Here is a 10,868-nt window from a genome sequence, read left to right on the forward strand (position 1 = left end):
ACTCCAGCCTGGGCGGGGAGACCGCCGTGCAGGAGATCAGCCGAGGAGGGGGACGGCGTGGTGTGGCGCTGTGGTGGCACGGCGCGGCGAGGGCGCCCAGCTGGCCGCCCAGGCACGCCCTGACCGGCCTCGCCACCCCCGCCTGGGCGGGGAGACCGCCGTGCAGGAGTTCAGCCGAGGAGGGTGGCGGCGTGGCGGCCGGCCGCGGCGGCGGTAAGGAAGCCGGCGAGGTCCTCGTCCAGGCCACGGCCCATCGTCGACAGGCGTACCGGTGAGGCGCGCAGGGCCTCCTCCAGGCCGTCGACCGGCACGCGGACCAGGTCGTGGCGTTCGCCCAGCGGTGCGGCCTCGGCGGTGACCCGCTCGCCGAACGGGCCCGGTAGCTCCGGCACCACCACCTGCGCGCGGGCCAAAGCGACCCGCCCGTACGCGGTGAGGCTGTGGTGCGACACCCCCTGATGGCGTTCGCGTGCGTCGGCCTCGCTGACCCTCAGTGAGGCGACGGGCCGGCCGCCCAGCACGCCCGCGGCGTTCACCGCCTCGCCCGCCGACACGCCCGAGAATCCCCAGCGTGTCCCCGTGCCGAGGTTGCCCGGTCCCTGCGCGACGACGGCGACCTCCGCCTCCAGGACGAGGCGTGCGGCCAGCAGTCCGGTGTGCAGGGTCACCGCCTCCAGGTCGCCGCCGAACGCCTGTCCGGTGGTGACGACCGCGGCGAGGGCCCCGGCCTCGCGCAGCGCCGCGGCCACGCGGGAGAACCAGGAGGGCAGCGCGCCGCCGTCCGGCATGACATAGACGACGCGGGTGCCCGGGCGGTCGCGGTGCAGCCCCGCGACGATCGCCGGCAGCGCCGAGTGCAGGTCGGCGACGATCACCGGCATCCCGCCGATCGAGTCGGCGTCGCGGAGCAGCTCGTGGTGCGGGGAGTCCTGCTCGTCCGCGCCGAGCACGGTCGCCTGCAGGGGCGTGTAGCGGGCCTTGACGAGATGGCCCGGCCCCGAGGGATCTGGCGGAAAACGGTCCGGTATGGCCGTCACCATGGCGTACCCTCCGGTGCCAAGGCCCATGGCGAGCGCCGTAGTGTTGAGCAGCACCACGTCGCCCACCTGGGGCGATCCCACCAGTGCCGGGTAGGCCAGCGCGCGGGCCGCGCCGTCGTGGTCGATCTCCACGTCGAGCTCCACCGCGCCGGGCCACTCCCGGCGTATCTTGACAACCGTGCCTTTGCGCCATCGGATCACCCGCCAACGGTAGCGTCGGAGGCCACGGGGACGGGTCCAAAGGAGTGCCGATGTCGCGCCGCAAGACAGAGCGGTTGCTCAATCTCGTGGTGTGCCTGCTGGCCACCCGCAGATATCTCACCGCGGAGCAGATCCGCCAGGCCGTGCCGGGCTATCCCGACGGCTCCGAGGCGTTCAAGCGCATGTTCGAACGCGACAAGGAGGAGCTGCGCGAGCTCGGCGTCCCGCTGGAGACCGGCAGCGAGGGCGAGGAGGACACCGGCTACCGCATCCAGCGCCAGGCGTACGAGCTGCCGGAGATCCAGCTGGAGCCCGACGAGGCCGCGGTGCTGGGCCTGGCCGCGCGGGTGTGGCAGCGCGCCAGCCTCGCCGAGGCGGCCTCCGGAGCACTGCTGAAGCTGCGCGCCGCCGGCGTGGACACCGCCGAGGACGCCTCTTTGGGCATCGAGCCGCGGGTCGACACGCACGAGCCGGCGTTCCCCGCCCTGTGGCGCGCCGTGCGCGACCGCCGGCCCGTCGCCTTCGACTACCAGGGGATCGGCCGCAGCGCACCGCAGCGGCGTCACCTGGAGCCGTGGGGGGTGGTGAGCCGCCGTGGCCGCTGGTACGTCGCGGGCCACGACCGCGACCGCGGGCAGGTACGGGTGTTCCGGCTCAGCCGCATCCTCGGCACCGTCTCCGGCGACGGACCGGCCGGCGGCGTCGTGGTACCGGACGGGGTCGACGTTCGCGAGATCGTCGCCGAGAGCAGCAACCCGGCGCCGGACCGCCGCACCGCCACGGTGCGGCTGCGCCGGGGCGCCGCCCACGGCATCCGCCGGTGGGCCGCCGACGTACGCTCCGGCGAGGGCGAGTGGGACCGCGCCGAGCTGGGCTTCGCCGACGTCGACCGGCTCGTGGACTACCTCGCCGGGTTCGCCGACGACGTGGTCGTCATCGGCCCGCCCGACGTGCGCGACGCGATGATCCAGCACTTGAAGGCGGTGTTGGCATGAGCTCGGCGGACCGTCTGACGCGCCTGCTCGCGCTCGTCCCGTACGTCATCTCCCGCAGCTCGGTCAGCGTCGCCGAGGCCGCCGCGGCGTTCGAGGTCAGCGAGAAGCAGCTCATCGACGACCTGAACCTCCTGTGGTGCGTCGAGCTGCGCGCGCCCGACCCGTACTGCCCGATCGACCTGTCCTATGAGGGCGGCGAGATCGTCGTCAGCGAGGCCGAGTCGATCAGCCGCCCGCTGCGGCTCGACGTGGACGAGGCCGCCGCGCTGCTCATCGCGCTGCGCACGCTCGCCGAGATCCCCGAGCACGGCGACGCGCTCAGCCGTGTGATCGCCAAGCTGGAGGTCGCCGCCGGCAACGCCGCGCAGCCGAGCAGCCAGGTGTCGGTGCAGGTGGAGGTGCGTCCGGACATCCTCCTCCAGGCGCGTGCCGGGCTCGACCAGGGCCGGCGGCTGCGGATGACCTACTACGTGCCGGGGCGCGACGAGAACACCGAACGCGATGTCGACCCGATGCGCCTGCTCCTGGTGGACGGCTGGTCCTATCTGGAGGGCTGGTGCCGCCGGGCCGAGGCGGTGCGCCTGTTCCGCCTCGACCGCATCGTCGAGCTGGAGGTCCTCGACGTCGCCGCGCGGATCCCCGAGGAGGCCGAGCCGGTCGACGTCGACCGGGGCCTGTTCCGGCCGTCTCCGGACGACACCAAAGTGATCATCGACCTGACGCCGTCCGGGCGCTGGGTCGCCGACCACTACCCCTGCGAGAGCGTCACCGAGCTGGGGGAGGGGCGGCTGCGCGTCGAGCTGCGCACCCGCGACACCCAGTGGGTCCGCCGCCTGGCGTTGCGGCTGGCCGGCGACGGCGCGATCGTCGCCCCGGCCGACCTGGCCGAGGGCGTACGCGACGACGCCGAACGCGCCCTCGGGCATTACGCCTGATCATCCGCACGGGCCGCCCGCGCCCGGGTTCGCCGTGGGCCGGATCCGGCACGGGCCGTGTAGTCTCTGGCCCGTGCCGTGGGTGATGTTGTTCATCGGACTGATCTTCGCCGGGCTGGCGGTGATCGCCGTCTGCGCGGTCAGGGTCTTCGCCGCCGTTCGTGATCTCGGCCGTGAAATCCAGCACACCGGGGAGCGTCTGGCGCCGAAACATTCGGCGCTGCGTGCCGCGGCGCGCCGTCTGGAGGAAACGCGGTAGTGAGCCATTCGGCCGGACGGCGTACGATCAGGGGAGAACCGGCCACTGCTGAAGAGGACTGTCATGGATCTTGGACCGTGGGAGATCGCGATCATCGCGGTCGTCATTCTGGTGCTGTTCGGCTCGGCGAAGTTGCCCCAGGCCGCGCGGTCGCTCGGGCGTTCGATGCGCATCTTCAAGTCCGAGACCAAGGGTCTGATCGGCGACGATGACGAGAAGCAGAACACGTCGCAGAACACCGCGCAGGACCCTCGCGCGGAGGCGGCGCGGCTGCGCGCCGAGGCCGCCCGGCTCGAGGCGCAGGCCGGTCCGCAGGAGCTGAACGCCCCGGCGGACAACGACGCCGTGAAGGAAGGCGTCCCGGTACGGCAGACGGAGCACGGCAAGTAATCCTGACGAGCCGGAGCACACAATCACATGTCGGCGATCAAGTCCCTGCGGCGTGCCTCCCGAACGCCGAACCCGGATGGGCGCATGCCGCTCATGGAGCACATCCGCGAGCTGCGCAACCGGCTCCTCAAGGCGTTGCTCGGGATCGTCGCGGGGGGCATCGTCGGCTGGATCTTCTATGACCCGATCTGGCGGGTCCTCCAGCACCCGTACTGCAAGATCCCGCAGGCCCACCGCCTCAACGGGCAGTGTGCGCTGACCACGACCGGGATCCTCGACCCGTTCGTGCTGCGGATCAAGATCTGCCTGATCATCGGGCTGGTGATCGCCTCGCCGATCTGGCTTTACCAGCTCTGGGCGTTCGTCGCGCCCGGTCTCTACCAGCGGGAGCGCCGCTGGACGTACGTCTTCATGGCCGCGGCGGTCCCGCTGTTCGCGGCCGGTGCGTACCTCGCCTACCTGACGCTCGACAAGGGCCTGGGCATCCTGCTCGGTTTCACGCCGGACCACGTGGTCCCGATCGTGACGATCACCAGTTATCTCGGCTACGCCGTCGCGATGCTGCTGATCTTCGGCGCGACGTTCGAGCTGCCGCTGTTCGTGGTCATCCTCAATTTCGCCGGCGTTCTGACGCACGCGCGGATCAGGAAGTGGCGCCGCACCCTGGTCTTCGGCATCTTCGTGTTCGCCGCGGTCGCCACACCGAGCCAGGACCCGTTCACGATGCTGGCGCTGGCCCTGCCGACCGTCGTGCTGTTCGAGGTCGCCGAGGTGATCGCCTACGTCCACGACCGGCGCAAGGCCGCCCGCCCCGACCTGTACGGCCACCTGTCCGACGACGAGGCCTCCCCGCTGGACCTGGGCGACGTGGAGGAGGACCTGGAGGACACCCCACGGCGCTGAGGCCCCGTCCGTTCGAGACGGGCCCCGGGACGCGATGAGACGTCCCCCGGGAGGCTGATGATCGCCGGGGCGTGCCGCGCCCCACCCCCGGCTTTCCGTAGGCTTGGACCATGACCACCCCCGCGGAGCGCTATGCCGCGAACCGTCGGCGCATGGCGGGCTACACGCCGGCGCTGACGGACTTCCAGAGCCTGTACGACTTCGACCTCGACTTCTTCCAGGTCGACGCCTGCCGCGCGCTGGAGAACGGCCATGGTGTCCTCGTCGCCGCCCCGACCGGGTCGGGCAAGACCGTCGTCGGCGAATTCGCCGTCCACCTGGCCCTCGCCAACGGGCAGAAGTGCTTCTACACCACCCCGATCAAGGCGCTGTCGAACCAGAAGTACGCCGACCTGGTGCGCCGCTACGGCGCCGGGAAGGTCGGCCTGCTCACCGGCGACAACACCATCAACGGTGAGGCCCCGATCGTCGTCATGACGACCGAGGTGCTTCGCAACATGCTCTACGCCTCCTCCCCGACGCTGTCGGGGCTCGCCTACGTCGTCATGGACGAGGTGCACTACCTGGCCGACCGGTTCCGCGGCGCGGTCTGGGAGGAGGTCATCATCCACCTGCCCGACTCCGTACGCCTCGCGGCGCTGTCCGCGACGGTCAGCAACGCCGAGGAGTTCGGCGAGTGGCTCCAGGAGGTGCGCGGCGACACCACCGTCATCGTCGACGAGCACCGGCCGGTGCCGCTGTGGCAGCACATGCTGGCCGGCAACCGGCTGTACGACCTGTTCGTCGACACGGGTGATCCGGCCACGGGGCAGGCGAAGGTCAACCCGGCGCTCCGCCGCTTCGCCCTGGACGACCTGCGGCGCACCAAGGTCAACCAGGGACGCCGCAGCGGCCGGCGTCGCGAGGCGCGGCCGCAGCGGTTCCGGCCGCCGGCCCGCTCGGAGGTGATCGACCGCCTCGACCGGGCCGGGCTGCTCCCCGCGATCACCTTCATCTTCAGCCGGGCCGGCTGCGACGCCGCCGTCGAGCAGTGCATGTACGCCGGGCTGCGGCTGACCTCCATGGAGGAGGCCGAGGAGATCCGCACCCACGTCGAGGAGCGCGTCGCCGACATCCCGCGGGAGGACCTGGACGTCCTCGGCTACCGCGCCTGGCTGGGCGGCCTCGAACGCGGCCTGGCCGCGCACCACGCCGGGATGCTGCCGACGTTCAAGGAGATCGTCGAGGAGCTGTTCACCGAGGGGCTCATCAAGGCGGTCTTCGCCACCGAGACGCTCGCGCTCGGCATCAACATGCCGGCCCGCACCGTCGTCATCGAACGCCTCGTCAAGTGGAACGGCGAGATGCACGCCGACCTGACGCCGGGGGAGTACACCCAGCTCACCGGCCGGGCGGGGCGGCGCGGCATCGACGTCGAAGGCCACGCCGTCGTGCTGTGGACCCCCGGCGTCGACCCCGGCTCGGTGGCCGGCCTGGCCGGCACCCGCACCTACCCGCTCAACTCCAGCTTCCGCCCGTCGTACAACATGGCCGTCAACCTCGTCGGCCAGTTCGGCCGTGAGCGGGCCCGTACGCTCCTGGAGGAGTCCTTCGCGCAGTTCCAGGCCGACCGGGCCGTGGTGGGCCTGGCACGGCAGCTGCGGCGCAACGAGGAGGCCCTGGAGGGCTACCTGGAGGCCGCCACCTGCCACCTCGGCGACTTCATGGAGTACGCCCGGCTGCGGCGACGGCTGTCGGACCGGGAGAAGGAGCTCGCGCGTGCGCGGTCCGGCGCGCAGCGCGCCGAGGCGGCGCGGTCCCTGGAGCGGCTGCGGCCCGGCGACGTCATCGTCGTGCCGAACGGCCGGTGGGCCGGCTTCGCGCTCGTGCTCGAACCCGGCGCCGCCAAACGCGTCGACGACCCCTCACCGCTCGTGCTCACCGTGAACCGGCAGGTCAAGCAGCTGGCGCTGATGGACTTCCGCGGCCCGGTCGAGCCGGTCGAGCGGGTCCGCATCCCCGCGTCGTTCAGCCGCAAGTCGCCCCAGCACCGCCGTGACCTGGCCTCGACGCTGCGCAACAAGACCGCCCAGCTCGAGGCGCCGCGTCCGGCCAGGCGGTCCGAGCCCGCCGGCGACGACCCGGAGATCAAGGAGCTGCGCCGGCGGATGCGCGAACACCCGTGCCACGGCTGCGCGGAGCGCGAGGACCACGCCCGGTGGTCCGAACGCTACTTCCGGCTCGAACGCGAGACCGCCGACCTGCGCCGCCGTGTCGAGGGCCGCTCCCAGGTGATCGCCCGGACGTTCGACCGGGTGTGCGCGGTCCTCGAACAGCTCGGCTACCTGGAGGACGAACGCGTCACCGACGCCGGACGCCGGCTGGGACGCCTGTACAGCGAGTCGGACCTCCTGACCGCCGAATGCCTGCGCGAGGACGTCTGGAAGGGTCTGGACGCCGCAGAGCTGGCCGCGAGCGTGTCCGCGCTCGTCTACGAGTCGCGGACCGACGACCCCAAGGCGCCGCGGGTGCCGGCCGGTCCGGTCGGCGAGGCGCTGACGCAGATGGTGAGCCTGGCGGAGGACCTGCGCGAGGTCGAACGCGACCACCGCGTGGCGTTCCTGCGGGAGGTGGACATGGGCTTCGTGTGGGCCGCCTACCGGTGGGCCCGGGGACACCAGCTCGACGCGGTGCTCAGCGAGACGGACCTGACCGCGGGTGACTTCGTCCGCTGGGTGAAGCAGCTGCTCGACCTGCTGGGCCAGATCGCCGAGGCAGCCCCGCGCGACAGCGGCATCCGTGCGACGGCGGGCAAGGCGATGGACGCCATGCGCCGCGGCGTCGTCGCCTACTCCTCCGTCGCCTGACCGTCCCGCTCGGGCCGTTCGCCGCTCAGAACTCGTCCTCGGCCTCGGCGACCTCGCGCAGGGCGCCGGGGTCGAGGATGAGGATCCGCATGCGCTGGGTGACGACCACGCCTTCCTTGCGCCACACGGTCAGGGCGCGGGCGACCGTCTCGCGGGCCCGGCCGATCATCGTGGCGAGCTCGTGCTGGGTCAGCGGCAGCGGCAGCGCCACGGAGCCGTTCGGGCCCGGCACGCCGTAGCGTTCGGCCAGGTCGAGCAGGAGCAGCGCGAGCAGCTTCGGGCCGCTCGTGCCGACCTGGGAGGTCATGCGGCGGTCGGCGTCGTCCATCCGGCCGACCATCACCCGCGCGAGCACCTGCGCGGCGTGGGCGTGGCCGTTGAGGAAGTTCGCGAACTGCTCGGCGGGGACCGCGAGGGCGCGGACCCGGTTGAGGGCCTTGACGTTCGCCGACCGCGGCCGGCCGTTGAGCCAGCCGCTCTCGCCGATCGTGTCGGCCGGCCCGCGGATCGCCAGCATGACCTCGTGGCCGTCGGCACGCCCGGCCGTCACCTTCACCCACCCGTCCAAGATGACCAGCACATGGTCGGGGTCGGCGCCCTGACTGCACAAGAGCGTGCCGGCGGCATACTCACGAGTCCGGCCGGCCGCGCGCAGCGCGGTCCGTTCGGACTCGTTCAGTGCCTGCCAAAAACCTTGTCTGTTCGCGAGGGTCTCCTGCACCAGGTTCCCGTCTGCCCGTCCCGGGTTCGCTATTGAACCTCATTTCTTACAGTGGACCTAATGAAGGCCAAGGCTGTCTAGAGGGCCGGCACCCGTTGCATGGGGAGTGGGGCGGTTTTTCCATGACCCGGGTGCCGGCCGGTCTGTGATCGGCCTAATGGCCGAAGGCCATCGCCTCGGCTGCGGCGCTCCAGCCGAGCGCGCCGACGCCGGCGACGTACGCCCAGGTCAGCGCCTGCTGCGTGAGCGTCTCGCGATGGCGTACGGCCGCGGTCAGCCGTTGTAACTGCAGCACTGCCGGCGCGCACAGCTCCGGCGCGTCGCCCGGGATCTCGGCGATGAAGCGATAGAACCGCTCCTGCGCGAACGACGTGAGCCGGTTCGCGCGGACGAGGAGGGCGACGGTCACCGTCCCGGCGACGAGCACCGGCGCCAGCGCCGCGAGAAGGGCGCCGCCGTACGGGGTCTCGCCCGCCGTCCGGATCGTGTCGGCCTGCACGGCAAGTCCCATCGCGCCCGTCGCGACGATCCATCCCGCGAGGGCGGTGGCGTGGTTCGAGCGTCGCACCATCCCGAACATCGCGCTCACGCCGCCGAACGCCGCTCCGTCATCCCCTGGGGACGGTGGTGTTCGCCTGCTGAGGATCGTCGTCATGGCCGCCTCTCAGTGATCCTCGTCGCGCAACTTTCACTGCGCCTCTCACTGAAATGAAAACTCCGCGCGGCCGGGAACACTGCGCCATATGACGCAATCAGCGTATTAGTCGCCAGACGTTTTCACGGCGGTCAGCAATCGGTTGACCGGACCCTCGAGGTTCCACCGGTCCGTGAGCTCCACCAGGCGTTCCGGTGCGCGCGGCGTGCGCGGCACCCGTGCGTCGATGCCCGGAAGCGGGATATCGGTGACCACCCGTACGACCATTTCCGCGGATCGGAGGTAGTCGCGCGCCTTCTCCAGCTTCAATCGGCTACCGGCCGGGAAACCGGACATCTCGCCCATATCAAGCGCCTTTTCGATGCCCTCCAGGGAACCGAACCTCGTGATCAACGCGGCGGCCGTCTTGTCGCCGACGCCGGGCACGCCCGGCAGCCCGTCGCTGGGGTCGCCGCGCAGCGTCGCGAAGTCGGCGTAGGCCCGCCCCGGCACGCCGTACTTGGCGGTGACCTCGGCCTCGCCGACGACCTGCAGCGCCTTGATGCCGCGCGCGGTGTAGAGGACGCGCACCGGCTTGTCGTCGCGGACCAGCTGGAACAGGTCACGGTCGCCGGTCACGACGTCCACCTCGCCCGGCTCGGCGGTGGCGAGCGTGCCGATGACGTCGTCGGCCTCATAGCCGGCGGCGCCGACCCTGGCGATGCCGAACGCGTCGAGCACCTCCTCGATGACCGGGACCTGCGCGCCGAGCGCGGGCGGCGTCTGGTCGCCGCCGTCGGGCCCGACCCGGTGCAGCTTGTACGACGGCAGGGCCTCGACCCGGAACCGCGGGCGCCAGTCGGCGTCCATGCAGGCCACCACCGAGTGCGGCGACCGCTCCCGGACGAGCCGGGCGATCATGTCGAGCAGCCCGCGGATCGCGTTGACGGGCGTGCCGTCGGAGGCGGTCACCGATTCGGGCACGCCGTAGAAGGCGCGGAAGTACAGCGACGGCGTGTCAAGCAGCATGAGTCCACCCACGTCCCCATCTTGGCAGCCTCCACCGACAGGAGCGGCCGGGTCGGCCGAGCCACGCTGCTCTCGACGGTCCACGAGGCCGCCTGCCCCCTTGCGGGCGTCGATCGTCGAGGTCGCCTTCGCCGCGTGACCGCACCGGCCTCGGCCCGGCTCTCCTCGGCCGGTACGCCCGTCAGCGTCCGGACGCCCGCGTGTCGTCGAGGAACGGGGCCAGCAGCTCGGCGGTGACCGCCCGCAGCCGGTCGCGCAGCATGGGGTCGTAGGTGCCCTCGTGGGCGCGGGTCTCGTCCGTGCCGTCGAAGTAGCGTCCGCCCGCCGCGCCGGCCGGTCCGGTCGCCAGGTTCATCACCGCCCGTGCGCCGGCGGCGACCGTCGACATCGGCGGCATCATCGACTCCCTGACCATGGGGGTGTTCATCATCGACGCCGGGTGCAGGCAGGTGACGGCGACCGGGCGCCCGGCGAGCTCCTCGGCGAGGGAGAAGGTGAACGCGGCGAGCGCGAACTTGCTGCGGAAGTACGCCTGCGCCCCGGAGTAGTGCCTCTCCAGCCCCAGATCGGCCAGGTCGACCGGTGCCTGCCCGACCGAGCCGACGTTGACGACCCGCGCGGGCGCGCCCGCCTCCAGGGCCGGCAGCAGCCGCCGGGTGAGCAGCACCGGCGCGAGGTAGTTCACCGCGAACCGCAGTTCGTGGCCGTCCTCGCTGAGCCGTCGGCGGCGGTACGGTGGCCGGCCGGCGCCCACGCCGGCGTTGTTGACCAGCAGCCCGATGGCGCCGTGCCCGGAGCTCACCCGGTCGGCCAGCTCACGGACCCGCGCGAGCGAGCCCAGGTCGGCGAGGCAGACCTCGGCGCTGCCCCCGGAGCCGGTGATCCGCTCCACCACGGCGGTCGCCCGTTCGGCGT

General features: G+C 72.0%; 11 protein-coding genes. 6 read left to right on the top strand and 5 right to left on the bottom strand.

Going from position 1 to position 10,868, the window contains the following annotated elements; translation table 11 throughout:
• Positions 1-170 precede the first annotated feature (170 nt).
• Positions 171-1,241 (bottom strand): DUF3866 family protein, encoded by a 1,071-nt coding sequence (locus tag ACFFNX_RS29960; protein ID WP_378209219.1) that lies wholly within the window; start codon positions 1,239-1,241, stop codon positions 171-173.
• Between the two features lie 50 nt (positions 1,242-1,291).
• Between ACFFNX_RS29960 and ACFFNX_RS29965 the strand changes: the two genes are divergently transcribed.
• The 6 genes from ACFFNX_RS29965 to ACFFNX_RS29990 all read left to right on the top strand — a co-directional run bounded on the left by ACFFNX_RS29965 (position 1,292) and on the right by ACFFNX_RS29990 (position 7,569).
• Positions 1,292-2,236 (top strand): helix-turn-helix transcriptional regulator, encoded by a 945-nt coding sequence (locus tag ACFFNX_RS29965; RefSeq protein ID WP_378209221.1) that lies wholly within the window; start codon positions 1,292-1,294, stop codon positions 2,234-2,236.
• A complete protein-coding gene (locus ACFFNX_RS29970) occupies positions 2,233-3,171 on the top strand; it encodes a WYL domain-containing transcriptional regulator (protein WP_378209223.1) in 939 nt (312 codons plus the stop codon). Before ACFFNX_RS29965 ends, ACFFNX_RS29970 begins: the two co-directional genes overlap by 4 nt.
• Before the next feature lie 73 nt (positions 3,172-3,244).
• On the top strand, positions 3,245-3,430 hold the full coding sequence (locus ACFFNX_RS29975; protein WP_378209225.1) for a hypothetical protein: 186 nt from the start codon (positions 3,245-3,247) through the stop codon (positions 3,428-3,430).
• A gap of 63 nt (positions 3,431-3,493) precedes the next feature.
• Positions 3,494-3,820 (top strand): Sec-independent protein translocase subunit TatA, encoded by a 327-nt coding sequence (tatA, locus tag ACFFNX_RS29980; RefSeq protein ID WP_378209226.1) that lies wholly within the window; start codon positions 3,494-3,496, stop codon positions 3,818-3,820.
• Positions 3,821-3,904: 84 nt separating this feature from the next.
• Positions 3,905-4,723, top strand: a complete 819-nt coding sequence (gene tatC, locus ACFFNX_RS29985; RefSeq protein ID WP_378209227.1) for a twin-arginine translocase subunit TatC — start codon at positions 3,905-3,907, stop codon at positions 4,721-4,723.
• A 110-nt stretch (positions 4,724-4,833) separates the two neighbouring features.
• A complete protein-coding gene (locus ACFFNX_RS29990) occupies positions 4,834-7,569 on the top strand; it encodes a DEAD/DEAH box helicase (protein ID WP_378209228.1) in 2,736 nt (911 codons plus the stop codon).
• Positions 7,570-7,594: 25 nt separating this feature from the next.
• Here ACFFNX_RS29990 and ACFFNX_RS29995 read toward each other — a convergent pair whose 3' ends face one another.
• The 4 genes from ACFFNX_RS29995 to ACFFNX_RS30010 all read right to left on the bottom strand — a co-directional run.
• Entirely contained in the window at positions 7,595-8,290 is a 696-nt protein-coding gene (locus tag ACFFNX_RS29995; RefSeq protein WP_378209229.1) for a Crp/Fnr family transcriptional regulator, read from the bottom strand.
• Positions 8,291-8,444: 154 nt separating this feature from the next.
• Complete coding sequence (locus tag ACFFNX_RS30000; protein ID WP_378209230.1) at positions 8,445-8,945, bottom strand: hypothetical protein; 501 nt, start codon at positions 8,943-8,945, stop codon at positions 8,445-8,447.
• 105 nt (positions 8,946-9,050) lie between these two features.
• Positions 9,051-9,953 (bottom strand): 5'-3' exonuclease, encoded by a 903-nt coding sequence (locus tag ACFFNX_RS30005; RefSeq protein WP_378209231.1) that lies wholly within the window; start codon positions 9,951-9,953, stop codon positions 9,051-9,053.
• 181 nt (positions 9,954-10,134) lie between these two features.
• The coding region (locus ACFFNX_RS30010) for an SDR family NAD(P)-dependent oxidoreductase (protein ID WP_378209232.1) at positions 10,135-10,868 on the bottom strand (734 nt) is incomplete at its 5' end.

Source organism: Actinoallomurus acaciae (genome assembly GCF_042429965.1).
Lineage (GTDB): Bacteria > Actinomycetota > Actinomycetes > Streptosporangiales > Streptosporangiaceae > Actinoallomurus > Actinoallomurus acaciae.

What these genes read in the sequence shown, in the direction of transcription:
- ACFFNX_RS29990 (WP_378209228.1), top strand. Translation starts at nt 4,834, where the DNA reads ATGACCACCCCCGCGGAGCGCTATGCCGCGAACCGTCGGCGCATGGCG.
- tatC (WP_378209227.1), top strand. Translation starts at nt 3,905, where the DNA reads ATGCCGCTCATGGAGCACATCCGCGAGCTGCGCAACCGGCTCCTCAAG.
- tatA (WP_378209226.1), top strand. Translation starts at nt 3,494, where the DNA reads ATGGATCTTGGACCGTGGGAGATCGCGATCATCGCGGTCGTCATTCTG.
- ACFFNX_RS30000 (WP_378209230.1), bottom strand. Translation starts at nt 8,945, where the DNA reads ATGACGACGATCCTCAGCAGGCGAACACCACCGTCCCCAGGGGATGAC.
- ACFFNX_RS29970 (WP_378209223.1), top strand. Translation starts at nt 2,233, where the DNA reads ATGAGCTCGGCGGACCGTCTGACGCGCCTGCTCGCGCTCGTCCCGTAC.
- ACFFNX_RS30005 (WP_378209231.1), bottom strand. Translation starts at nt 9,953, where the DNA reads ATGCTGCTTGACACGCCGTCGCTGTACTTCCGCGCCTTCTACGGCGTG.
- ACFFNX_RS29965 (WP_378209221.1), top strand. Translation starts at nt 1,292, where the DNA reads ATGTCGCGCCGCAAGACAGAGCGGTTGCTCAATCTCGTGGTGTGCCTG.